At 71.7% G+C, this 22,168-nt stretch carries 21 protein-coding genes; 5 read left to right on the top strand and 16 right to left on the bottom strand.

What is annotated here, in order from left to right; genetic code table 11:
• Positions 1–8: 8 nt before the first annotated feature.
• The 7 genes from OHA73_RS45165 to OHA73_RS45135 all read right to left on the bottom strand — a co-directional run bounded on the left by OHA73_RS45165 (position 9) and on the right by OHA73_RS45135 (position 6,610).
• On the bottom strand, positions 9–680 hold the full coding sequence (locus tag OHA73_RS45165; RefSeq protein ID WP_327658344.1) for a GntR family transcriptional regulator: 672 nt from the start codon (positions 678–680) through the stop codon (positions 9–11).
• A gap of 103 nt (positions 681–783) precedes the next feature.
• Positions 784–1,788, bottom strand: coding sequence for a non-homologous end-joining DNA ligase (gene ligD / locus OHA73_RS45160; RefSeq protein WP_327658343.1), 1,005 nt, complete (start codon positions 1,786–1,788; stop codon positions 784–786).
• A gap of 95 nt (positions 1,789–1,883) precedes the next feature.
• Positions 1,884–2,600 carry an MIP family channel protein gene (locus OHA73_RS45155; protein ID WP_266725319.1) on the bottom strand — a complete coding sequence of 239 codons (717 nt, stop codon included), beginning with the start codon at positions 2,598–2,600 and terminating at the stop codon, positions 1,884–1,886.
• A 117-nt stretch (positions 2,601–2,717) separates the two neighbouring features.
• On the bottom strand, positions 2,718–3,275 hold the full coding sequence (locus tag OHA73_RS45150) for a TetR/AcrR family transcriptional regulator (protein ID WP_266725318.1): 558 nt from the start codon (positions 3,273–3,275) through the stop codon (positions 2,718–2,720).
• Positions 3,272–4,780: an MFS transporter gene (locus OHA73_RS45145; protein WP_266725317.1), complete on the bottom strand. Its 1,509-nt coding sequence runs from the start codon at positions 4,778–4,780 to the stop codon at positions 3,272–3,274. Before OHA73_RS45145 ends, OHA73_RS45150 begins: the two co-directional genes overlap by 4 nt.
• A gap of 59 nt (positions 4,781–4,839) precedes the next feature.
• Positions 4,840–5,916, bottom strand: coding sequence for a sensor histidine kinase (locus tag OHA73_RS45140; RefSeq protein ID WP_266725798.1), 1,077 nt, complete (start codon positions 5,914–5,916; stop codon positions 4,840–4,842).
• A gap of 4 nt (positions 5,917–5,920) precedes the next feature.
• Entirely contained in the window at positions 5,921–6,610 is a 690-nt protein-coding gene (locus OHA73_RS45135) for a response regulator transcription factor (protein ID WP_266725315.1), read from the bottom strand.
• An 87-nt stretch (positions 6,611–6,697) separates the two neighbouring features.
• On the opposite strand from OHA73_RS45135, the gene OHA73_RS45130 reads away from it, so the two are divergent.
• On the top strand, positions 6,698–7,360 hold the full coding sequence (locus tag OHA73_RS45130) for a M15 family metallopeptidase (RefSeq protein WP_327658342.1): 663 nt from the start codon (positions 6,698–6,700) through the stop codon (positions 7,358–7,360).
• Between the two features lie 20 nt (positions 7,361–7,380).
• Positions 7,381–8,403 carry an endonuclease/exonuclease/phosphatase family protein gene (locus tag OHA73_RS45125; RefSeq protein ID WP_327658647.1) on the top strand — a complete coding sequence of 341 codons (1,023 nt, stop codon included), beginning with the start codon at positions 7,381–7,383 and terminating at the stop codon, positions 8,401–8,403.
• A gap of 161 nt (positions 8,404–8,564) precedes the next feature.
• On the opposite strand, the gene OHA73_RS45120 is transcribed toward OHA73_RS45125, so the two are convergent.
• The 4 genes from OHA73_RS45120 to OHA73_RS45105 all read right to left on the bottom strand — a co-directional run bounded on the left by OHA73_RS45120 (position 8,565) and on the right by OHA73_RS45105 (position 12,966).
• Positions 8,565–9,647, bottom strand: a complete 1,083-nt coding sequence (locus tag OHA73_RS45120) for a tartrate dehydrogenase (RefSeq protein WP_327658341.1) — start codon at positions 9,645–9,647, stop codon at positions 8,565–8,567.
• Between the two features lie 175 nt (positions 9,648–9,822).
• Positions 9,823–10,728 carry a LysR family transcriptional regulator gene (locus OHA73_RS45115; RefSeq protein WP_327658340.1) on the bottom strand — a complete coding sequence of 302 codons (906 nt, stop codon included), beginning with the start codon at positions 10,726–10,728 and terminating at the stop codon, positions 9,823–9,825.
• A 90-nt stretch (positions 10,729–10,818) separates the two neighbouring features.
• Positions 10,819–12,207: a C4-dicarboxylate transporter DctA gene (gene dctA, locus OHA73_RS45110; RefSeq protein ID WP_327658339.1), complete on the bottom strand. Its 1,389-nt coding sequence runs from the start codon at positions 12,205–12,207 to the stop codon at positions 10,819–10,821.
• 177 nt (positions 12,208–12,384) lie between these two features.
• A complete protein-coding gene (locus OHA73_RS45105; RefSeq protein ID WP_267073106.1) occupies positions 12,385–12,966 on the bottom strand; it encodes a helix-turn-helix domain-containing protein in 582 nt (193 codons plus the stop codon).
• A gap of 133 nt (positions 12,967–13,099) precedes the next feature.
• On the opposite strand from OHA73_RS45105, the gene OHA73_RS45100 reads away from it, so the two are divergent.
• On the top strand, positions 13,100–13,936 hold the full coding sequence (locus tag OHA73_RS45100) for a DMT family transporter (protein WP_327658338.1): 837 nt from the start codon (positions 13,100–13,102) through the stop codon (positions 13,934–13,936).
• 51 nt (positions 13,937–13,987) lie between these two features.
• A complete protein-coding gene (locus OHA73_RS45095) occupies positions 13,988–14,689 on the top strand; it encodes a B3/B4 domain-containing protein (protein ID WP_327658337.1) in 702 nt (233 codons plus the stop codon).
• Here the strand turns inward: OHA73_RS45095 and OHA73_RS45090 are convergent.
• The 3 genes from OHA73_RS45090 to OHA73_RS45080 form a co-directional block, all read right to left on the bottom strand.
• Positions 14,677–15,609 (bottom strand): formylglycine-generating enzyme family protein, encoded by a 933-nt coding sequence (locus tag OHA73_RS45090; RefSeq protein ID WP_327658336.1) that lies wholly within the window; start codon positions 15,607–15,609, stop codon positions 14,677–14,679. The two genes, OHA73_RS45095 and OHA73_RS45090, sit on opposite strands and share 13 nt — an antisense overlap.
• Entirely contained in the window at positions 15,609–17,084 is a 1,476-nt protein-coding gene (locus tag OHA73_RS45085) for a sulfatase-like hydrolase/transferase (protein ID WP_327658646.1), read from the bottom strand. The genes OHA73_RS45090 and OHA73_RS45085 overlap by 1 nt, the downstream gene beginning before the upstream one ends.
• Before the next feature lie 63 nt (positions 17,085–17,147).
• Positions 17,148–18,341, bottom strand: a complete 1,194-nt coding sequence (locus OHA73_RS45080) for an ROK family transcriptional regulator (RefSeq protein ID WP_327658335.1) — start codon at positions 18,339–18,341, stop codon at positions 17,148–17,150.
• Positions 18,342–18,477: 136 nt separating this feature from the next.
• Between OHA73_RS45080 and OHA73_RS45075 the strand changes: the two genes are divergently transcribed.
• On the top strand, positions 18,478–19,860 hold the full coding sequence (locus tag OHA73_RS45075) for a sugar porter family MFS transporter (protein WP_327658334.1): 1,383 nt from the start codon (positions 18,478–18,480) through the stop codon (positions 19,858–19,860).
• 9 nt (positions 19,861–19,869) lie between these two features.
• Here OHA73_RS45075 and OHA73_RS45070 read toward each other — a convergent pair whose 3' ends face one another.
• Complete coding sequence (locus OHA73_RS45070; protein ID WP_327658333.1) at positions 19,870–21,045, bottom strand: damage-control phosphatase ARMT1 family protein; 1,176 nt, start codon at positions 21,043–21,045, stop codon at positions 19,870–19,872.
• A gap of 58 nt (positions 21,046–21,103) precedes the next feature.
• Positions 21,104–22,144, bottom strand: a complete 1,041-nt coding sequence (locus OHA73_RS45065; RefSeq protein WP_327658332.1) for a LacI family DNA-binding transcriptional regulator — start codon at positions 22,142–22,144, stop codon at positions 21,104–21,106.
• Positions 22,145–22,168 lie beyond the last annotated feature (24 nt).

Below are 22,168 nucleotides of genomic sequence, written 5' to 3'. Positions count from 1 at the left end.
GGGTTTGTTCAGTGCTGGTGGCCGTGCGTGGCGGCCAGGTGGGCGCGCAGGGCCTCGGCGAACGCGGCGCCGTCCCGGGCGCCGAGGTGGTCGAGCAGCGCCTCGTGCTCGTCGGCGAGGCCGGGCAGCCGCTCGGGCCTGTGGCCGAGCGCGGAGACGCTCATGCGGCGTTGCCGGTCGCCGAGGGTCTCGTAGAAGCGGGCGGCGATCCCGTTCCCCGAGGCCTCCACGACACCGCGGTGGAAGGCCTCGTCGGCGACGGCGAAGGCACGTACGTCGCCCTCTGCCGCCAACTCCCGCTGGCGGGCGATGAGTTCACGCAGTCGCTGTTCGTGCTCGGGGGTGAGGCCGACGCGCGCGATGCGTTCGGCGGCGGACTGCTCGACGGCCTGCCGCATCTCCAGGACGTCCGCCGCTTCCCCCGGCGGGACGGGCACGACGACGGCGCCGCGCTTGGGATGCAGCCTCAGCAGTTCCTCGGACTCGAGGCGCAGGAACGCCTCCCGTACGGGAGTCCGGCTCACCTGCACGCGCTCGGCGATCTCCCCCTCGCTGATGAGGCTGCCGCCGGGGAGCTCGCCGGTGAGGATCAGCTCCTTGGTGACCGCGTAGACCGTGGTGGCCGCCGAGGCGGGTTTCGCGTGCTGGGGCGGGGACTGCTGGGGCTGTGTCCGGGGCATGCCTGGACCCTAACAGGCATAGATACAAGCTTGTATCTATGCCCCCGCCCCTGCCTTCGGACGGCCCGCCGCAGGCACAGCACCTTCTTGTCGTCGACCCTGGTTACGTGTGCTCCCTGACGACGTCGGTCGGGGCCTTGTCGTCCCGCAGTCCCTGGTAGCGGGGGTGGCGCAGCATGCCGTCGCGGGTCCATTCGGAGAACTCGATCTGCGCGACGAGCCGTGGCCGCGCCCAGTGCGCGGTGCGCTCGGCGACGCGGTCGGTGAACGGCGATCGGGGCTGCTGGAGTTCGTCGAGTTGCGCGCGCAGGGCGCGGAGGGTGCGCCGGTCGAAGCCGGTGCCGACCTTGCCCGCGTAGCGCAGCCGGTCGCCCTCGTAGTAGCCGATCAGCAGCGCGCCGATGCCCTCCCTGCTGCCGGTGGGTTCGGTGAAGCCGCCGACCACGAACTCCTGCCCGTGGGCGCACTTCAGTTTCAGCCAGTCGCCGGAGCGGCTCGGCTGGTACGTGCTGTCGGCCCGCTTGGCGATGAGTCCCTCCCAGCCGCGCTCGCAGGCGTCGGCGAGGAGTTCGGCGCCGCCCTCGTTGCGGTGGGTGCTGAAGCGGAGGGGGTCGGTGAAGGTGAGTGCCTGGCGCAGCAGGGACTTGCGGGTGCGCAGCGGAAGGCGGCGTACGTCCGCGCCGTCGATCCGCAGCAGGTCGAAGACGTAGTACTTCACCGCCACGTTGCTCGCCGCGACGTCCCGGGGTCTGGTCAGCCCCATGCGTTGCTGGAGGCGGGAGAAGTCGGTGCGGCCGTGCTCGTACGCGACGATCTCGCCGTCGACGGTGAAGTCCGCGGCGTCCTGCGCGTCGAGGGCCTCGACGATCTCGGGGTACGTGACGTCGAGGCGGCGGCCCGAGCGAGAGCGGATCGTGGTGCGGCCGTTCTCCCGGACGGCGAGGACGCGGATTCCGTCCAGCTTCCGTTCGAAGATCCAGCCCTTCGCGAACTCGCGGCGGTCGCTGAGCGTCGCGAGCATCGGCGAGGCCGCGAGTTCCACGCCGGGAGCCGCGTCGCGGACGCGCTTCTCCAGTTCGGGCGGGAGCGTGTCGAGGAGGCCGGTCATGTGTCGTCTCGCAGCCGGTCCTTCTCGCTCACGATCGCTCCCTTCGGCCGGGGTCGCCGCTCCTGCTCCCGCTTCCCCGGCCGCCCGTCATCCGCTCAGGCCGCGGACGCCTCGTCGGCGATGGTGCGCTCCTCGCCCGTGGGGTGGGTGAGCTGGTGGACCAGGGCCGCGATCACGCCGCCGACCAGGGGCGCCACGATGAACAGCCAGAGCTGGGAGAGCGCGTCGCCACCGGCGAAGATCGCCGGGCCGAGGCTGCGCGCCGGGTTGACGGACGTACCCGTGAGCGGGATGCCGACCAGGTGGATCACCGCGAGGGCGATACCGATGGGCAGTCCGTCGAAGCCGACCACGGCCACGCGGTGGGTCACGGCGAGCACCACGAACACGAGGAGGAACGTCAGGACGACCTCGGCGAGGAACGCGCCGCCCATGTTGATGTGCACGTCGGAGCGGTCTCCGTAGCCGTTGGAGCCGAAGGCCCCGTCGGTCTTGAGGCCGGGCACCTGCTTGGCGAGCAGGAACAGCAGGGCCGCGCCGACGATGCCGCCGACGAACTGGGCGATCCAGTAGCGGACGGCGGTCGCGACGTCGATGCGGCGGGCACAGAGCATGCCCAGCGTCACGGCCGGGTTGACGTGGCAGCCGGAGATCGGGCCGAGGGCGTAGGCCAGGGCGAGCAGGGTGAAGCCGAAGGCGAGGGCGATGCCGAGGGTGCCGATGAACTGGGCTCCCAGGACCGCTGATCCGACGGCGAAGAACACCAGCAGCAACGTGCCGAGAAATTCTGAAACGAGAGCTCTCGTCTGCATCTCCTGCATCTCCACCACCTCGAAAGTACGGTCAGTTACTTGCGAGGCTCACGCGCCTGGGCGCTCGGCGCAGGGCGAGGCGGTTTGAATACCGCCACTCGGGTGAAAGGTGCCGGGTCAGGCGCCTCCCCACGCCTCCAGGAGTACGTCGACGATCGCGTCGAGGTCGGCGTCCGCCAGGTCGTCGAAGGCGCCGGAGTGGCGGGCGAGGAGCACTCCGGCGACCGAGGCGACCAGGACGTCGGCGCGCAGTCCTGGTTGGTCGCGGCCCTCGCGGGTGAAGCGGGCGCGCAGCGGCTCGACGAGCCGGGCCTGGAGGGCGGCGCGGGCGGCGTCCTGCGCGGCCTGGTCGCTCGAGGACTGGACGGCGACGCGCAGCAGCGGCACCGGGCCGCGGCGCTCCGCGCGTTCGGCGACCTCGCGCAGGCGGGGCTCGGTGAGGAGGTCGTCCGGGGCGGTGTCGCCGTGTTCGGCGCGCAGCACCTCCACGTACAGCAGCGCCTTGCTGCCGAAGTAGCGGGAGATGAGGGCCGCGTCGACGCCGGCCCGTTCGCCGATCTCGCGGATGGTCGTGCGGTCGTAGCCGCGCTCGGAGAACAGTTCGGTCGCCGCCCGCAGCAGCGCCTCGCGGCTGCGGGCGCTGCTGCGGCGCCGGTCGGGGGCCTCGCCGGTCATGTGCGGCTCGGTTCGGTGCGGGCCTCGGCGACCGCGCCCGCCGCGACGACGGAGGGGCGCGGGCGGGCGCCTGCGCGGGTGAGCGCGACGGCGATGACACCCGTGGCGAGGAAGGCGGCGCAGCCGACGAGGCCGGCGTTGCGGTAGCCGTCGTCGGTCGGGAGCACGGCGCCGAGAGGCGTGGATGCCTGCAGGACGACGGCGCTCAGCGCGCTGCCCGTCGAGTAACCGATGTACTTCACGACCTGATTGAAACTCATCGCGCTGCCGGTCTCCGCCGCGGGCACGCCGCCCACGATGAGGCCGGGCGTGACGGCGAAGGTGACGCCCACGCCAAGGCCGGCGAGCGCCATCATCGCACCGATGCCCCACAGGCTGGAGCGGGCGAGCAGGAAGCAGACGAGCGAGCCGAACGAGAGCAGGCAGCCGAGCGGCAGCATGCGACCGGGCGTCGCGGCCCGGCCCATCGCCCGCACCAGGCGCCCGGTGACGAGGCTGGCGGCGGAGAACGGCACGAGCAGCAGTCCGGTGACGACGATCGACGCGCCGAAGCCGTAGCCGCCGGACTCGGGGGTCTGCACGTACCGGGTCACCAGGGAGATCAGCAGGTACGTGCCGACGCCGCCGACCATGGTGGTCAGGTTGGCGACGAGGACGCCGCGGTCCTTGACGAGGCGGACGCGTACGAGGGGGTGCGTGGAGCGCATCGAGTGGGCGATCCATCCGCCGAGGAGGACCACCGCCGCGACCGCGAGGGCCAACAGGCGAGCGGAGAGCCAGCCCCACCGCTCCCCCTCGGCGAGCGCGAGGAGCAGCGCCGCCATGCCTCCCGCGAGCAGCAGCGCTCCGGGCACGTCCATGGGGGTGCTGGGCCGGTGCGGCGGCTTGGGCACGACGAGGAGGGCGGCGAGGAACGCGGCGGCCGCCGTGGCGAGCGCGAACCAGAATCCGGCGTACATGCCGAGGTACTCCGCGAAGAGCCCGGTGATCGGGTAGCCGAGGCCGATGCCCGCCGCGGTGGTCAGCGACAGCGTCGTCACGGCGCCGCGCGCCTTCTCGGGCGGCAGCGCGTCGCGCGCGGTGGCGATGGCCAGCGGGACGAGGCCCATGCCGACGCCCTGCAGCGCCCGGCCCGCCAGGAGGCAGGCGAATCCGACCGGCAGCGCCGCGAGCAGGCTGCCGACGAAGACGGCGGCGAGCCCGCCGAGGATGACGCGCTTGCGGTGCGGCCCGTCGCCGAGCCGTCCCATGACGGGCGTCGCGATGGCGCCGACCAGCATGGTGACCGTGAGCGCCCACTGCGCGGTGGAGACGGCGACGTGGTCCTCGGCGGCGATGGTGGGGATCAGCGGCGCGCCGAGGCTGCTGACGACGGCGACCAGCATCCCGAGGCTGACCAGCACCGGTACGAGGGCGCGGGGGTGGCGGAGCGGGGCAGGGGTCGGGGCGGGCGTCGGTATGGAGGGCTGCACGTTCATCCCGTTCATGTCATCAAGCGATGTCATCGCATGATGACACGGTGACCTGGGGTTTCCGCCCTTCGAAGCCGCTTCGGTGGTCTACGTCACATGTCGGCCGCGGGAAGTTCCACGGTGACGCGGAGGCCGCCGGAGGGGCGGGGGGTGAGGGTGAGCGTGCCGTCGTGGGCGCGGGTGATGGACTGCGCGATGGCGAGCCCGAGCCCGACACCGGCGTGGTCGCCGCGGATGCGTTCGGTGCCGCGCTGGAAGGGTTCGGTGAGGGTGGCGACGAGCTCCGGGGCCAGGATCTCGCCGGTGTTCTCGACGGTGAGCACCGCCGAGCCGGGGCGGGTGCCGGTGCTGATCCACACGGTGCCCTGCTCGGGCAGGTTGTGGACGATCGCGTTGTGCACGAGGTTCGTGGCGAGTTGCAGCAGCAGCGGCTGCGATCCCGGCGCGTGGGTGATGTCGCCGCGGGTTTCGAGGGTGACGCCGCTCTTCTCCGCGAGCGGGAGGAGCGTTTCGGCGGCTTCCTCCGCCACGAGGGAGAGGTCGACGTCCTCGCTGGTGAAGGTGCGCTGTTCGGCGCGGCTGAGCAGGAGCAGCGCCTCGGTGAGGTCGATCGCGCGGGTGTTGACGGCGCTGAGCCGGTCGATGAGTTCGCCGGTGTCGCGGTGCGGATCGGCGCGGGCCACGTCGAGGAGCGACTTGGAGACGGCGAGCGGGGTGCGCAGCTCGTGGGAGGCGTTGGCCGCGAAGCGGCGCTGTTCGGCGACGTGCGCCTCGAGCTGACCGAGCATCGAGTCGAAGGCGTCGGCGAGGTCGCGGAACTCGTCCTTGCGTCCCCGTAGCCGGATCCGGTGGGAGAGCGTCCCCTTCGCGGCCCGGTGTGTGGCGTCGGTGAGGTGGGACAGCGGGGCGAGCACCCGGCCGGCGAGCAGCCAGCCTCCCAGGAGGCCGAACACCAGCAGGCACGCCATGACGACGGCCGCCCCCGACGCGAAGTTGAGCGCGAGCTCCCTGCGGACCTGGAGTCCGCCGATGCCGGCTTTGACGTCGGGCAGGTCCCTCAGCAGAAAGAACCACACCGATGCGAGCATCAGGACACCGGCGAGCATGAGGAACCCGGCGTAGCTCAGGGTGAGTTTGAGCCGGACGCTGAGCCCGCGCTCCCTGTCCACGGCGCTATCCACGAGCCTCTCCCCCGGTCTCCGGCTGCGCCTCGATGCGGTAGCCGACGCCCGGCACCGTGGCGATGATCCAGGGTTCGCCGAGCCGCTTGCGCAGCGCGGAGACGGTGATGCGGACGGCGTTGGTGAACGGGTCGGCGTGCGCGTCCCACGCGCGTTCCAGGAGTTCCTCGGCGCTGACGACTCCGCCGTCGGCGGCCACGAGGACTTCGAGCACGGCGAACTGCTTCCTGGTCAGCGCGACGAAGCGGCCGTCCCGGTAGACCTCCCTGCGGAACGGGTCGAGGCGCACACCCGCGATCTCCCGAACGGGCGGCCTGTTGTGGGCGCGCCTGCGATCGAGCGCCCGGAGCCTGAGCACGAGTTCCTGGAGCTCGAACGGCTTGGTGAGGTAGTCGTCGGCACCGAGTTCGAACCCGGAGGCCTTGTCGTCGATGCGGTCGGCCGCGGTCAGCATGAGGATCGGCATGCCGCTGCCGGAGGCGACGATGCGTCCCGCGATCTCGTCACCGGAGGGCCCGGGGATGTCGCGGTCGAGGACGGCGATGTCGTACGTGTTGACGCTCAGCAGGTCCCAGGCGGTGTCCCCGTCCCCCGCGATGTCGGCGGCGATCGCCTCCAGGCGCAGCCCGTCGCGCACGGCCTCCGCCAGATACCGCTCGTCCTCGACAATCAGCACACGCATGCCCTTCACGTTACGAGTCGGCGCGTATCGTCGGCGTATCGAAAAGCGCAGACGCCTGGGCAACATCGCGCTGCCTTGACTGGCGGCATGACTCGAAACCAATCGGCCCACCGGCCGCGTCCGCTGCTCCTCGTCATCGGCCTCGTCGTGAGCGCGGCGGTGGTCGCCACGGTCCTCGGCCTCCGGTCGCCAAGGTCCTCGTCGGCCTCGCCACCGACGAAGGCCTGGGTAACGCCCTCGTCCACCTCGGCGCCCTCCCCCATGGAATCGCGGGAGCGCGGCGGGCAGAACGCGGTGGGCGAGGCCGACGGCGTGGTCCCCGACGGCGTGACGGTCTTCGACGACACGACCCCGGCCGTCGGCAGGCTCGACCCGGACCTGCTCAAGGCTCTCCGTCAGGCGGCGACGGACGCCTCCGGCGACGGCGTCACGTTCTCCGTGAACAGCGGCTGGCGCTCCCCCGAGTACCAGAACCGGCTGTTCAGGGAGGCGGTCGACAAGTACGGCTCCGAGGCCGAGGCCGCCCAATGGGTGGCCACCGCCGACACCTCACCGCACGTGTCCGGCGACGCGGTCGACCTCGGGCGCTCCGGGGCGACGGCGTGGCTGTCCGAGCACGGCGCCGCGTACGGGCTCTGCCAGATCTACGGCAACGAGCCCTGGCACTACGAACTGCGTACCGAGGCCGTGGATCGCGGCTGCCCGGCCCAGTACGCCGACCCCACCGAGGACCCGAGGATGCAGCAGTGACCGACAGCAAGCGTGCACGGATGACCCGGTCGATCCCGGCCCTCTCCCGTGCTCTTCTCCGTGCTCTCTCCCGGCCGGGTCCCTGGAGGCGCGGCCGGGTCATCGCGGTCCTCGCGTTGCTGCTCGGGCTGCTTCTGCTGCTGCACGCGCAGGTCACGGACCGCGGGGGCCTCGGCAGTCTGGTGGACACGTTCCTGCCGTGGTTCGGTCTCTTCGTGCCGGTGCTGCTGGCCGGGGCGCTGTGTCGGCGCTCCGCCACCGCCGTGGTGGCGGTGCTGCTGCCGGCCATGGTGTGGACGGGCCTCTTCGGCGGCGCACTCGGCGACAAGGCGCACGCGAACGACAGTGACCTCACCGTCGTCAGCCACAACGTCCGCGCCGACAACCGCGATCCGGCGGGGACGGCCCACGACCTGGTGGCCTCCGGCGCCGATGTGCTCGCGCTCGAGGAGATCACGGCGCAGGGCCGCACCACGTACGAGAAGGAGCTGGCCGAGGCGTATCCGCACCACACGGTGCAGGGGACGGTCGGGCTGTGGAGCAAGCTGCCGTTGTCGGACGTCGAGCCGGTCGACACCGCGATGGACGTCGGACCTCTGGGCGCCACCAAGTCGGCCGCCGAGAAGCTGCCCTCGAACCGGGCGCTGCGCGCCACGGTCACCACGGACCGCGGTCCGGTGGCGGTGTACGTGGCCCACCTGGGCTCCGTACGCGTCATGCCCCGCGGCGGCTTCTGGACGGAGAGCCGGGACCGCAATGCACAGGCCCTCGCCAAGGCCATCGCGGCCGAGGACAGCCAGCGGGTGGTGCTGCTCGGTGACCTCAACGGCAGCACGGACGACCGCGCGTTCGACGGCCTCACCTCGCAGTTGCGGTCGGCCCAGGAGGAGGCGGGCGACGGCTTCGGGTTCAGCTATCCGGCGGACTTCCCGGTGGTACGTATCGACCAGATCCTGGTGCGGGGCGTCACGGCGGACAGCTCCTGGGTGCTGCCCGCGACCGGCAGCGACCACCGGCCGGTGGCGGCCGGGGTCAGCTGGTAGACAACGGCGCGTGCCGGGCCCCACAACGAGCGGGGCCCGGCACATGGGTGGCCGCTTCGGAGCGGCCGTCCCGGCCTGTCGGCGCGACCCGAGGACCGGCCGGGACGGATGGCGTCGCCGCGCGGGGACCGGCGGGGACGGATCGTGACGCCGTGCGGGGGTCAGTTGCCCAGTGCGTCGATCAGCGCCTTGGTGACGTCCTCGGTGGAGGCCGTGCCGCCGACATCGCGGGTGAGGATCCCCGCTCCGGTGACCGTCTCGATCGCCTTGTTCAGGCGCGCCGCCTGGTCGGGCAGGCCGAAGTGCTCCAGCATCAGCGCCGCGCTGCCCACCGCGCCGATCGGGTTGGCCAGGCCCTGCCCCGCGATGTCGGGGGCCGAGCCGTGCACCGGCTCGAACATGCTCGGGAAGCGCCGCTCGGGGTTGAGGTTGGCGCTGGCCGCGAGGCCGAGGCTGCCGGCGAGCGCGCTGCCGAGGTCGGAGAGGATGTCGGCGTTGAGGTTCGAGGCGACGACGACGGACAGGTCCTCGGGCTTGAGCACGAACTTCGCCGACATGGCATCGACCAGCACGCTCTCCGTCTCCACGTCCGGGTACTCGGCGGCCACCCGCTTGAAGACGTCGTCCCACAGCACCATCCCGTACTGCTGGGCATTGGACTTGGTGACCGAGGAGACCTTGCGGCGACTGCGGGTGCGGGCCAGGTCGAAGGCAAAGCGGATGATGCGCTCGCAGCCCACCTCCGTGAACAGGGAGGACTGGACGGCCACTTCGCCGCCGGGGCCGCGCCCGGAGAGGTTGCGGCCGCCGAGACCCGCGTACTCGCCCTCGCTGTTCTCGCGGACGACGACCCAGTCGAGTTCGGTGTCGTCGGCCTTGCGCAGTGGGCTGACCACGCCGGGCAGGAAGTGCACGGGCCGGACGTTGGCCCACTGGTCGAAGTTCTGGCAGATCTTCAGGCGCAGGCCCCACAGGCTGACGTCGTCGGGGACGCTGGGCCAGCCGACCGCACCGAAGTAGATGGCGTCGAAGTCCTTGAGCCGGTCGAGGCCGTCGTCGGCCATCATCTTGCCCGTACGGGCGTAGTACTCGCAGCCCCAGTCGAACTCCTGCCAGTCGAAGGCGAAGGCCTCCTCGGAGCCGGCGGCGAGGGCGTCGAGGACGGCGCGCCCCGCCGCGACGACCTCGGTGCCGACGCCGTCGGCGGGAATGGCGGCGATGCGGAAGGTGCGGAGTTCGGACACGAGGGCCTCCAGCGGTACGGGAAACGCCCGTGCTCAAGGGAGTGCTCAAGAGCGCCTGGCCGGGCGGCGGTTGGTGTGTTCCCGAGTCAACAGGCCGGTTCGCGGGGCGTCCAAGACATGCTTCCGATGCGACACATAGGCGCGGCTGATAGGTGCCGTGTTCGGTCCGGGGGTGTTACGTCGACGGGGTCCGCGCGCGGCGTTCCGCCAGCGAGCGGGTCAGCTCCAGGAAGGCGCGCGCCCCGGGTGTCAGGTGCGCGGGCAGGCTGATCATCGCGACGTGCAGATGCGCGGTCGGTACGAGTGAGGCGACCGCGAGGCCGCAGCGGCGGGCGAGCCGGGTCCAGGCCGCGGGCAGCACGGCGACACCCACGCCGGTGAGCACCAGCGGGAGTATGGACGTGCGGTGGTCGACGACGGCGACGATCTCGGTGTCCCCGCCGCGGGCGGTGATGTCGTCGACGATGCTGCGCATCAGGCTGCCGGTCCGGGAAGCGATCAGCTTGTGCCCGGCCAGGTCCTGGGGGTGCAGCACGGCGCCGTCGACGAAGGGTCCGTCGGCCGCGCCCACGACGACGAACGGCTGCTCCTCCACCGGCAGCATGTCGATGCCGGGCGCGGTCACCGGCTTGTCGGCGCCGAGCAGCCCCAGTTCGCAGGCGCCGCTGCGGACCAGTTCGACGGTCTCCTCGGGGGTGAAGGCGGCGCGGGTGCTGATCGTGACGTCCGGGTGCAGTTGGGCGAACCGGTGGATCAGCGTGGCCATGGGCTCGATGCCGGGTGAGGGCATGGTGGCCACTTCCACGGTGCCGCTGCCGAGTCCGGTCAGGGCGGCGGCCCGTTCGCGTACGGCGGCGAGGTCGCGCAGGACGCGGCGGCTCGGCTCCAGGAGTTCGGCGCCAGCCTCGCTCAGGACGACGCCGCGGCCCATCCGGTGGAAGAGCGAGACGCCGAGGTCAGCCTCCAGGTTGGCCATCGCCTGCGACAACGACGGCTGCGCCACGTGGAGCGCGGCGGCGGCCTTGCTGAAGCCGCCGTGCTCCACGATGGCGAGAAAGTACTGCAGTTGCCGCGCGTCCATCCTGCCTCCTCCACCTGCTGCCATAAGGGCAACCTATCGACAGGTCGACATGGCGCTTGCGCGGGGAGGGGCGGGACGGGCGGCCGCGGCTCAGGCCGGTGGGACGGGCGCCGGGACGGCCTTCTGCGGGGGCACCGTCGCGATCGCGGCCGGCGCCGCGGGCAGCGCCTCGACCTCCTCGCCCGTCAGGACCCGCCGCGCCCGCTCCAGGTCCAGCGCGTCCTCCCAACGGGCGACGACGAGGGTGGCCACGGCGTTTCCGCAGAAGTTGACCAGGGCCCGGCACTCGGACATGAACTTGTCGATGCCGAAGATCAGCATGATGCCCGCGACGGGCACATGTCCCACGGTCGACAACGTCGCGGTCAGTGCGATGAATCCGCCGCCCGCGACCCCGGCCGCACCCTTCGAGGTCAGCAACATGACGGCCAGCAGGCCGAGTTGCTGGCCGAGGGAGAGCGTGGTGTCGGTGGCCTGGGCGATGTACAGCGTGGCGAGGGACAGATAGATCGCGGCGCCGTCGAGGTTGAAGCTGTAGCCGGTCGGCACCACCAGGCCGACCGTCGACCGGTCGACGCCCATGAACTGCAGCTTGCGCATCAGCCCCGGCAGCGCGGGCTCGGCCGTCGAGGTGCCGAGGACGAGCAGCAGCTCTTCCTTGAAGTGGCGCAGGAGTTGGAAGAGGTTCAGCTTCACGTACAGGGACAGGACGGCGCCGAGGACCACGACGACGAACACGATGGACGTGACGTAGAACAGCAGGATCAGCGAGCCGAGGCTGGCCAGTGTGGACAGGCCGAACTTGCCGATCGCGAAGGCCATCGCACCGAAGGCGCCCACCGGGGCCGCCTTCATCACGAACGACAGGACCTTGAAGACCACCTCGGTGAGGCGGTTGACGGACGCGATGATCGGTTCGCCGACCGGGCCGACCATCTTCAGGGCGATCCCGAAGATCACGGCGAGGAAGATGACCTGGAGGATGTCACCTTCGACGAACGCGCCGAAGAAGCTGTCCGGGACGAGGTGGGTGAGGAACTCCCACCAGTGCTGGGCCTCGCCCTGCTCGACGTACTGGCTCGCCTCGCCCGAGGTGTGCAGGCCGCCGACGTCCGCGTGCACGCCGTCGCCGAGGGGGAACAGGTTGATGGCGAGGAGCCCGAAGCCGAGCGCCACAATCGTGCCGACCTGGAAGTAGACAAGCGCCTTGACGCCCGTGCGACCCACCTTCTTGAGGTCGGCCACGCCCGCGATGCCGCCGATGATGGTCAGGAAGACGATCGGGCCGATCAGCATCTTCATCGCCGTGACGAAGGTGGTGCCGACCGGTTCCATCGCCGTGCCCAGGTCGGGCCACCGCCAGCCGAGCACGATGCCGACGACGATCGCCACCAACACCTGCACATACAGCTGCCGGTACCACGGTTTGGCCTTCACCTCGGGGGTGGCGCCTGCGGCGGCGTCCGGGGCGTGCGTCATTGCAACCTCCATCCGGGCACGGCTGGGAACTGCGGCACCGGGCCCGTCCGGCGCCGCCCCAACTACCGCGTCAGTGAAGCGGTTTGCGTGCGCGGAGGTCCACGACCAAAAATCGATGCCCCGGATAGGTGGCGCCTATGACCCCGGCGGCGGCCTGTTGACTGCCTCGGCGACAGGTCAGCCCGTTGCCTGCCCCGGCGGCAGCTGCACCGTCATGATCAGCCGGCAGGTTTCCTCGCCCGCGCCCCGGTAGGTGTGTGCGGCGTCCCCGTCGAAGGTGGCGGTCTGGCCGGCCGCCACGGGGTGTTCGGTGCCGTCGACGACGAGAGTCATACGGCCGCTGGTGACACTCACCGTCTCGATGACGCCGGCCTGGTGGGGGTGGCTGGGATACTCCTCGCCCGGTTCGAGGCGCCAGCGCCACACCTCGACGGGGGCCGGGCCCGTGGTCGTCAGCATCAGCCGGGCCTCCCCACCCCGCTCCCCCGCCCACAGCGGCATGACCTGGTCCGAGGACACGACGCGCACGCGCCCTTCGGTCGGGCCCTCCATCAGGGCCGACACCGAGACACCGAGGGTGTCGGCGAGCCGGACCAGGGTGGCGAAGTTCGGATTGCCCTGCGCCTTCTCCAGGCCGACCAGGGCACCCTTGCTGACCTTGGCGCGGCGGCCGAGCTCGTCCAGGGAGAGGCCCGCGCGGGTGCGGGCCGTCCTGACGTTGTGCGCGAGCGTGCGCAGGGCTGCCTCTGTCTCGGTCACCAGACCACCTTCCGCTTCACCACCGACTGGCCAGTGGAATGTACCGCGCGGTCGTTCGGTTGACACATCACGGTCGGTTCATTGTACGGTTTGGTCGTTCCGCTGAAGCACGAAGATGGCAAGGATGAGGTTCGTGATCGCTCTGCTGCTGGCCCTGGGCAGCTCTCTCGCCTATGGATGCGCCGACTTCCTCGGTGGTCTCGGCGCCCGGAAGGCCCATGTGCTGCGCACCGTGATGGTCGCGGCGCCCGCCAGCCTCGCGGTCGAGCTGCTGCTGTGGCCGTTCCTCGGCGCCTCGTTCAGTTCCGCCACCGTGGGGTGGGGCGTGGCCTCCGGTGTCGCGTCGGCCGCCGCGTTCGCGATGCTCTACAAGACCCTCGCCATCGGGCCCATGAACGTGCTGTCCCCTGTGACGGCACTGGTGTCCGCCGCGTTGCCGGTCACCGTGGGTCTGCTGCAGGGCGAGCACCTCGCCGCGGCGGGGCTCGTCGGGCTGCCGCTCGCGCTCGTCGCCGTGGTCCTGGTCAGTGCCGGGAGCGGCGCGGGCTCGTCCCGTCCCTCGCGCACGGCGCTGCTGCTCGCCTTCGGTGCGGGCGCGACCATCGCGCTGCAGCTGGTCTGTCTGCACCAGGCGCCGTCGGACAGTGGCGTGGCGCCGCTGATCGTCGGCAGGGCGGTGTCGTCGGCCGTCACGCTCGGCGCGGCCGCGGTGCTGCACCGACGGCTCGGCGCGGAGAAGCCCGCGTACGGAATCTCGGCGGCCGCGGGTGTGCTCGACTCGATAGCCAACCTGCTGTTCCTGCTGGCCGCGCGCAGCGGGGACCTCACGGTCGTCGCCGTGATCACCGCCCTCTACCCGGCCGGTACGGTGCTGCTCGCGCGCGGTGTGCTGGCTGAGCGGATCCACCGGGGGCAGCTGGTCGGCCTGGGCACGGCCGCCGTCGCCGTCAGCCTCCTCGCCCTCACCTGACCCCTCCGAACCCGTCGCACCCCTCGCACTCCCCCAGATACGGAGCCTCCGATGCCCGCCTTCCACCTCACCCCCGCCGTCGCCGACGCCTTCCCCGACACCCTGATCGCCGTCGTCACGGCCACCGGTCTGCGCGGGCGCGAGCCCTGGCCGGAGACCGTCACCGCGCTCGGCGACCTGGAGCGCGAGCTCGCCGACGGCTCCTGGCAGCCCGCCGACGAGTCCGACCCCCGCATCGAGGCGTGGCACACCGCGTACCGCTCCTTCGGCACCAACCCGCGCCGCATCCGGCCCAGCGTCGACGCGCTCGGCCGCCGCATGGCGAAGAAGGGCGCGCTGCCGCGCATCAACCCGGCGGTCGACACCTACAACGCCGTCTCCGTACGGCACGGCCTGCCCGCCGGAGCCTTCGACCTGGACCACGTCACCGGTGACGTGGTGGAGATCCGCTACGCGGACGGAACCGAGGAGTTCACTCCGCTCGGCGAACCCGACACCGTCGAGAACCCCAAGCCCGGCGAGATCATCTACGCCGACTCCACCGGCGTACTGACCCGGCACTGGAACCACCGCGACGCGCACCGCACCTGTGTCACCGAGGACTCGACCCGCGTCGCGTTCCTCATGGAGACCGTCCGGGCGGACCGGGACGGACATCTGCTGAAGGGCGCGTCAGAGGAACTGCGTGACCTGCTCGCCGCGCACGCCGAGCAGGTCACGGTGGAGTACGTCGCCGGGGCTCAGGCCGAGTAGGCCACCCGGAAACCGGTGTTGCCCGATGTGCTGTCCGCCGTGTTGGAGGTGCGGGCGGCCACGCGGTAGCGGTTGCAGTACGAGTGGTGGCAGAGGTACGAGCCGCCGCGCATGACGCGGGTGTTCGGGTCTCCGCCCTGCTCCCACAGGTCGGCGTTCCACTCCCACACGTTGCCGGCGACGTTGTGGAGGCCGTAGCCGTTGGGCTGGAAGGCGTGGACGGGGGCCGTGCCCGCGTAGCCGTCCTCCTCCGTGTTCTTGGTGGGGAAGGTGCCCTGCCAGATGTTGCACATGTGCTCGCCGCCCGGGGTCAGCTCGTCGCCCCAGGCATAGCGGGCCTGGTCGAGGCCGCCGCGCGCCGCGTACTCCCACTCGGCCTCGGTGGGCAGCCGGCCACCCGCCCACTTCGCGTAGGCGGCGGCGTCGGACCAGCCGACGTGGGTGACGGGGTGGTCCCAGAGGCCTTCGAGGTCGCTGCCGGGGCCTTCCGGGGTGCGCCAGGTCGCGCCCTCCACCCCGCACCACCACGGGGTGGCGTCGGGGCGCGGCGAGATCTTGCGCAGGTGGCCGGGCAGGAACTTCGCGAACACGTAGCTCCAGCCGAAGCGTTCGGCCTCGGTGCGGTGCCCGGTCGCCTCGACGAACGCGGCGAATCGGGCGGTGGTGACGGCGTACGCGTCGATCGCGAAGGCCTTCACATGTACCTCGCGCACCGGGCCTTCCGCATCCCCGGGGTTCGCGTCGGAGTCCTCGCTGCCCATGCGGAAGGTGCCGCCGGGCAGGTCGACGCGGGTGTCGTAGGCCGGTTCGTCGCGGGGCGTGAGCGTGAGGGTGACCGGTCCCGTGCCGGTGACCTCCGGGCCGCCCTCGCGGGAGGGCGCGCAGCAGGAGGGGGCCGGGTCGGGAGTGCAGCCGCTCATTACGCCACACCCTCCGACTCGAACGCGGACAGCGTCGTGTCGTAGTCGGTCGGCACGTCGTACATCGGTGTCATCCAGTGGTAGAAGTTGTCGCCGCGGTCGCGCAGCAGGTGGTACAGGCGGTGCATCAACTGCGTGCGCACCTCGCGCAGTTCGGGGTGCCCGTAGCGGTTCTGCAGCTCGTCAGGGTCGGCTTCGAGGTCGTACAGCTCGTTGTGGGACTCGGGGTTCACGACGAGCTTGTAGCGGCGGGTGCGCAGCATGCGCTGAGGGTACGGGAAGTGGTGGCCGTGGTACTCGGCGAGGTGGTGTTCGTCCCACTCGGGGTGCTCGCCGTGAGCCAGAGGCAGCAGGCTGCGGCTGTCGACGGCGGGCGAGGCATCGGCGCCCGCGAGCTCCAAAATCGTCGCCGTGTAGTCGGTCAGGGAGACGAACTCGTCACGGACCTGGCCCGACTCGCCGCCGGGGACGCGGAGCAGTCCGGGGATCCGGTAGATGTCCTCGTACATGGCGGGGCCCTTGTCGTGCAGCCGGTGGGCGCCGGTGAACTCGCCGTGGTCGGCGGTGAAGCAGACGGCGGTGCGCTCGTCGAGGCCGAGGTCGCGCACGGCCTGCATGATGCGGCCGATCTGCTCGTCGATGAGTGTCACGTAGCCCCAGTAGGCGGATATGAGCTTGCGGCTGTCCTCCAGCGGCATGGTGTCGAAGGCCCACAGCTGGCTGTAGTTGCTCTGCACCGGCGGCTTGTTCGCGAACGTCTCGGCCATGGAGGCGGGCAGTTCGACGAGTTCCGGGTCGTACATGTCGAAGTACTCGTTCGGCAGGATGTACGGCAGGTGGGGGCCGAAGAAGTGGGTGGCGAGGAAGAACGGGTTGCCCTCGCCGCCGTTCTCGTCCTGCGCGAACCGTTCGAGCATCTCGATGGTGCGGGTGGCGAGGTAGTACTCGAAGGTGGCTTCGACTGGTTGGTGGAGGCGGGCGGCGAGGAGGTTGCCGGGGCTGCCGTTGGGGGTGGTGCCGCGCATCCGGTCGCTGATCGCGTACTCGGGCAGGCCCCGCTCCTTGAGGTAGTCGAGGTAGTCGGGGTGGTCGACGGGGTTGTGCCAGCCCTCGAGGTTCGGGCCCTCGAAGCCGTAGTCGGCGGCGGTGCGCTTGACGCCGCCGTGCCACTTGCCCATCAGGCCCAGGTTGTAGCCGTCGCCCTTGAGCTGCTCGGCGAAGGTGAACTGGCCGTCGGCGAGGTCCTCCAAGTACCCGACGTTTCGCTCGTAGTTGGCGAGCAGCTTGTGCCGGAAGGGGGCGGCACCGGTGAGCAGGCTGGCGCGGGCCGGGGTGCAGATCGCGGTGGGTGTGTAGCAGCTGTCGAAACGGGTGCCCTCGGCGGCGATCCGGTCGAGGTTCGGGGTGCGCACGTGCGGGTTGCCGTAGGCACCGAGGGTGTCGACCCGGTGCTGGTCGGTCATCAGGAAGAGCATGTTGTGGCGCACGGCGGTGCCTTTCGGATCGTACGAGGGGGGTGGTTCGGTTCAGGACAGGTGCTACGAGGCGTGGGTGGCGGTGTCCACCCGGGGTGCCACCGCCTCCGCCGTCGCGTACCCCGCGAGCAGTGGTGACTCGTGGAAGACGAGGGCGAGCGCGCCGAGCGCTCCGGATCGCTCGCCGAGCGCGGCCGGGACGAGTTCCACGCTGCGGTGGACGCGGGTGGCGGTGTACCGGCGGAAGGCTTCTTCGACGCGTCCGAGGAAGACCGGGCCGAGCTCGGCGACCTCGCCGCCGAGCACGATGCGGCGGGGGTTGGCGGTGCTGGACGCGGCGGCGAGCGCACGTCCGACGGCGAGCGCCGCACGATCGACGACCGCGCGCTCGGTGTCGGCTCCGGCCGCGAACGCCTCCGTGAAGCGTTCCCAGCTGCGCCGCCCGGCCGCCCGCAGCAGCGCGGGCACGGCGGCGACCTGCTCCAGGCAGCCGTGCCCGCCGCACCAGCAGCGCGGCCCTTCGACGTCGACGCTGATGTGTCCGAGTTCGCCCGCCGCGCCCTGCGCGCCACGGAACAGCAGGCCACCGGCGACGAGCCCGCCGCCGATGCCGTACGAGAGCGTGAGGTGCAGGGCGTCGCCCGCGCCGCGGGCCGCGCCCCAGATGGCCTCGCCGAGCGCCGCGAGCCGTGTGTTGTTGTCGGCGAGCACCGGCACATCGAGCGCTTCGGAGACGGCGTCGGCGACGGCCTGCCGCCGGTCCGTGGTGTCTCCGGGGCCCGGTGTGCCGATGCCGACACCGCCGAGTCCGGCGAGGTCGATGCCTTCGCGGGCGGCGAGGTCGCGCAGCAACTCCAGTGCGGCGCCCGCCTGTTCACGGGCTCCGGAGCGCTGCGCGTGATGGGTGCCGGCGAAGGCGGTGACCTCGTGCGCCGCGTTGGCGATCGCGACCGTGATGCGCTCGCGGCCCACCTCGATGCCCACCGCCTGGGCGGAGCGCGGATTGAGCGTGAGCCGGTGCACCGGGCGGCCGCGGCCGGAGGGCGGGCCCGCGGGCTCCTCGGTCACGACACCGTCGGCGAGCAGCTGCCCGACGATGCCGGAGAGCGTGGTGCGTGAAAGGCCCGTGGCGGTGGCCACATCGGCCCTGCTGCTGGGGCCCTGCCTGCGCAGCACCTGGAGGACCCGCTCCACGTTCCCGTACCGCAACTGGCGCAGCACGGTGGGGTTCCCGGTGGGGTGTTTGACCACTGCCATGGGTCGGATACTCCCCCGCGTCCCGCATTTACGTCAAGACTCCCGACAGAAATCAAAACTGCTGGTCCGAACCCCCTTGATTTTCGTCGGAGTGTTGACGCTAATGATGCGGAGCCGACCAGCAAGGGAGCTCGTCATGCCTGCCGTCACCAGGACCTCGGTGTCCGACGCACCGAGCGCGGACGTCCGTTCACGCCGCACGCTTCTGCTCTATCTCTGCGGCGCCTTCGGCGGTCTGCTGTCCGGGTACGACATGGGGATCGTGGCGGGCGCCCAGCTGTTCCTCACCCGCGACCTGGGCCTGAGCGCCTGGATGCAGGGCGCGTTCGTCAGCTCGCTGATGATCGGCGCCATCGCCGGCTGCTTCGCGGCGGGGCCCGCCACCGACCGCTGGGGGCGCCGCCCGGTCATGCTCTGCACGGCCGTCGTCTTCGGCGCGGGTGCGCTCGGCATGGCGGTGGCCACGGGGCCCTGGTCACTCATCGCGTTCCGGGTCATCACGGGTGTGGCCGTCGGCCTGTCCTCGTCCGTGATCCCCAGCTATCTCTCCGAGCTGGCCCCGACCGCCATCCGCGGCCGGGTGTCGACGCTCAACCAGATGATGATCGCGGTCGGCATCTTCGTGTCGTACCTCATCTCCTACCTGCTGTCCGACGCGGGCGCCTGGCGCTGGATGCTCGGGCTCGCGCTCGTCCCCGCCGCCGTGCTGTTCGCGGGGATGTGGACGCAGCCGGAGACCCCGCGCTGGCTCGTCGCGCACGGCCGCGAGGACGAGGCCCGCACGGTACTGCTGCGCCTGCACACCGAGGAGGAGGCCGACGCCGAGCTCGCGGACATCCGCGCCGCCGCGCACGGCGGGCACGAACGCCGGGGCCGCCTGCGGGAGTTGTTCGCCGACCGCCGGGTGCGGCGCGGTCTGTGCATCGCCGTCGCGATGGCGGTGATCCAGCAGATCATCGGCTCCAACACGATCGTCTTCTACGCGCCGACGATCCTGAAGGCGGCCGGTTTCGGGGACTCCGCGGCGCTGCTCAACAGCGTCGGGCTCGGCGTCCTCTCGATCGTCACGACATTCGTGACCGGACGCCTGGTGGACCGGGTCGGCCGCAAGCCGTTGCTGCTCACCGGGCTCGTCCTGATGGTCGTCAGCATGAGCACGCTGTGCGCGGTGTTCTCGCTCGGTCTGCTGCACCAGACGCTCGGCCAGGTCGCGGCCGTCGCGAGCCTCGCCGTCTTCAAGGTGGCGTACTCGTTGAGCTGGGCGCCGCTGCTGTGGGTGATGCTGCCGGAGCTGTTCCCGCTGCGGGTGCGCAGCGTCGGCGTGAGTGTCGGCTCGGGCACGAACTGGGCCGCCAACTTCGCCGTCTCGCTGGTCTTCCCGGTGCTGCTGACGGCCGGGGCGGGCATCGCCTTCGCGCTCTTCGCGGGGATCTGCGTCCTCGCGTTCGCGTTCACGGCGGTGTTCGTCCGGGAGACGGCGGGCCGGTCCCTGGAGACGCTGGAGCGCGCGGCGGCCTGACCCGTCACGTCACATGCGCGCCTGTACGAGCGCGTGGGCGCCGCTGACCCGCCACTTCTGGTGCGGTTCGGCGGCGTCCAGTGCGCCCCGGACGGACGCCTCCAGGCCGACGATCACGTCGCACTTGAGCGTGCGGAGCGCGACGACGGGGGTGGGCCAGTACGCGACGCGTTCGGCGAACGACGCCGTGGGCTCCCACAGTCGGTCCCCCACCAGGCGCCGGTAGTTGAGGTCTCCCTTGAGCACGGTGAGCGTCGTCGCCGCGAACTCGGCGCGCAGGTCGTCGGGCATGTCGGCGTACGGCAGCGGCGCGCAGGAGAAGGGGTGGGCGCGGACCACGAGCCGCCCGTCCCCCATCGCCTCCCAGATCCGCCCGCCGGCCTCGGCCGCCGCGCCGCCCGCCCGGGTAAGCCGCCGCACGCAGTCGACGACGTCGGCGGTCATCGCGTCGGACACGTAGTACGGGTACGGCTTGACCTGCACGATCACGCGTGCGGCGCGCCCGCTGTGCAGCAGGTGGTCGACGAGCAGCAGGTCGGCGAGGAGTTCGCGCCCGGCATTGTCCGCCACCAGGCTCACCGTGGCGCCACCGCCCTGCGGCAGTGCGGCCCAGAACGCGTCGGAGTCGTCGGCGACGAGTTGCGTGTCCGCGCCCGGTTCGTCGCCGTCGGCGGTGACGCGGAAGCCGAGGTCGGCGCGGTTTCCCCAGAGTGCCCCAAGCAGCAGTCCGCGCTCCCGCTCCGCCACGGACACCTCGGCCAGACGGTCGACCGCGCCCAGTTCGGCGTCGGTCTCGGGGGTGTCGAGCTCGGCCTGCTTGAACGGCCGGAACGGATCGACGCCCTGCCAGGGCCCTTGCGCGAAGTATCCGACGGCGCCGAGGAGTTGACGGTAAAAATAGCTCTCCGCCCACAGGAACGGCGCGTCGAACCACGACGCCCCGAACCATTCGCTCCCCCACGCGTCCCAGCGCTCCCGGTCGGGCGCCCCGTCACCCAGCGGCTCGATCACACCGTCCGCCGTGTTCCGCAGGAGGGCGTCGAGGGCACGGTGCTGCTCGGGTCCGTACGGGAACGCGGCACGCACCTTCTCGATGAGCGCGGGGTGCCGCTCGACGAGGACGCCCCGGGCGAAGGAGCCGGGGACGTTGCCGTGGATGACGGGAGCGGTCGGGGTGTCGGGCATCGGTGGCGGGCTCCTCCGAGGTGGGACGGGCTTTTTAGCCCCTGCGGGCCTTCCGACCCTAGCCGTAGTGGACGAGGGTCGTGGGCACCACGGCGCGCCGTGCGGCGGCCGGGGTGGCGCCCTGTCCGCCGCCCGCCGCCGCGCGCTCGCCGAGCCGCGAGACGAGCAACCGGCCCGCCTCCTTGCCGAGTTCGTCGCTGTCGTACGCGGCGATGGTCAGCGGCAGGCCGAGGACGTCGGCGAGTTCGAAGTCGTCGAAACCCGCGAGCGCGGTGGGGGCTCCGGCGGCCCTGATGGCGCGGAAGGCGCCGATGGTGTTGCGGTTGTTGGAGCAGAACAGCGCGGTCGGTGGCTCGGGAAGGGCCAGCAGCTCGGCGGCGGCACGTGTCGCCTCGGCCGTCTGCTGCTGCCCGAGGCGTACGTGGTCCGGCTCCCGCTCGATGCCCGCCTCGGCGAGGGCATCAGTGAAGCCGCGCAGGCGTTCCGTTCCCGTGTAGACGGCGGGTGGCGAGCCGAGGAAGCCGATGCGGCGGTGCCCGGCGTCGAGGAGTTTGCGGGTGACGGACCGGGCTCCGCCGTGGTCGTCGACGAGGACGCAGTCTGCGTCGAAGCCGTTCGGGGGGCGGCTCGCGACGACGACGGGCACGCCACCGGCCGCGGCGGCGGCGAGGTGGCGCTGGTCGTCGTCGGCGGGCACGACGATGATGCCGTCGACGCGGCGGGCGACCAGGTCCTCGACGAGGCCGCGTTCGCTGTCGAGGTCGTGTCCCGTGTTGCCGATGACGGTCTTCAGGCCGTGCCCGCCGACGACGGCGTCGACGCCGAGGGCGAGCCGGGAGTAGAAGGGATTGGCGAGGTTGGTGACGACGAGTCCGACGAGCCCGGTGCCGCTGCCCAGGCGCAGGCTGCGCGCCATCTCGTTGCGCCGGTAGCCGAGTTCGGCTGCCGCGGCGCGGACCCGCTCCGCGGTGGCGGGCAGCACCTTGGGGTCGTCGCGCAGCACGCGCGAGACCGTCATGGCGCTGACCCGCGCCCGCTGCGCGACGTCCCGCACCGTCGGATGCGGGTCCTTGGCGGCGCCGGCGCCGGACGTGCCCAATGTCTCCCCCTTGCCGGTCCTGGT

This window comes from Streptomyces sp. NBC_00483, assembly GCF_036013745.1.
Lineage (GTDB): Bacteria > Actinomycetota > Actinomycetes > Streptomycetales > Streptomycetaceae > Streptomyces.
The sequence above is the reverse complement of the archived record's forward strand: the minus strand, read 5'-3'. Positions and strand labels throughout refer to the sequence as shown.

Bases quoted from the DNA above. Each gene is read 5' to 3' on its own strand.
- OHA73_RS45090 (WP_327658336.1), bottom strand. From the start codon at position 15,609: ATGAGCGGCTGCACTCCCGACCCGGCCCCCTCCTGCTGCGCGCCCTCC.
- OHA73_RS45095 (WP_327658337.1), top strand. From the start codon at position 13,988: ATGCCCGCCTTCCACCTCACCCCCGCCGTCGCCGACGCCTTCCCCGAC.
- OHA73_RS45165 (WP_327658344.1), bottom strand. From the start codon at position 680: ATGCCCCGGACACAGCCCCAGCAGTCCCCGCCCCAGCACGCGAAACCC.
- OHA73_RS45130 (WP_327658342.1), top strand. From the start codon at position 6,698: ATGACTCGAAACCAATCGGCCCACCGGCCGCGTCCGCTGCTCCTCGTC.
- OHA73_RS45135 (WP_266725315.1), bottom strand. From the start codon at position 6,610: ATGCGTGTGCTGATTGTCGAGGACGAGCGGTATCTGGCGGAGGCCGTG.
- OHA73_RS45115 (WP_327658340.1), bottom strand. From the start codon at position 10,728: ATGGACGCGCGGCAACTGCAGTACTTTCTCGCCATCGTGGAGCACGGC.
- OHA73_RS45085 (WP_327658646.1), bottom strand. From the start codon at position 17,084: ATGCTCTTCCTGATGACCGACCAGCACCGGGTCGACACCCTCGGTGCC.
- OHA73_RS45080 (WP_327658335.1), bottom strand. From the start codon at position 18,341: ATGGCAGTGGTCAAACACCCCACCGGGAACCCCACCGTGCTGCGCCAG.
- OHA73_RS45125 (WP_327658647.1), top strand. From the start codon at position 7,381: ATGACCCGGTCGATCCCGGCCCTCTCCCGTGCTCTTCTCCGTGCTCTC.
- OHA73_RS45150 (WP_266725318.1), bottom strand. From the start codon at position 3,275: ATGACCGGCGAGGCCCCCGACCGGCGCCGCAGCAGCGCCCGCAGCCGC.
- OHA73_RS45145 (WP_266725317.1), bottom strand. From the start codon at position 4,780: ATGACATCGCTTGATGACATGAACGGGATGAACGTGCAGCCCTCCATA.
- OHA73_RS45070 (WP_327658333.1), bottom strand. From the start codon at position 21,045: ATGCCCGACACCCCGACCGCTCCCGTCATCCACGGCAACGTCCCCGGC.
- ligD (WP_327658343.1), bottom strand. From the start codon at position 1,788: ATGACCGGCCTCCTCGACACGCTCCCGCCCGAACTGGAGAAGCGCGTC.
- dctA (WP_327658339.1), bottom strand. From the start codon at position 12,207: ATGACGCACGCCCCGGACGCCGCCGCAGGCGCCACCCCCGAGGTGAAG.
- OHA73_RS45155 (WP_266725319.1), bottom strand. From the start codon at position 2,600: ATGCAGACGAGAGCTCTCGTTTCAGAATTTCTCGGCACGTTGCTGCTG.
- OHA73_RS45075 (WP_327658334.1), top strand. From the start codon at position 18,478: ATGCCTGCCGTCACCAGGACCTCGGTGTCCGACGCACCGAGCGCGGAC.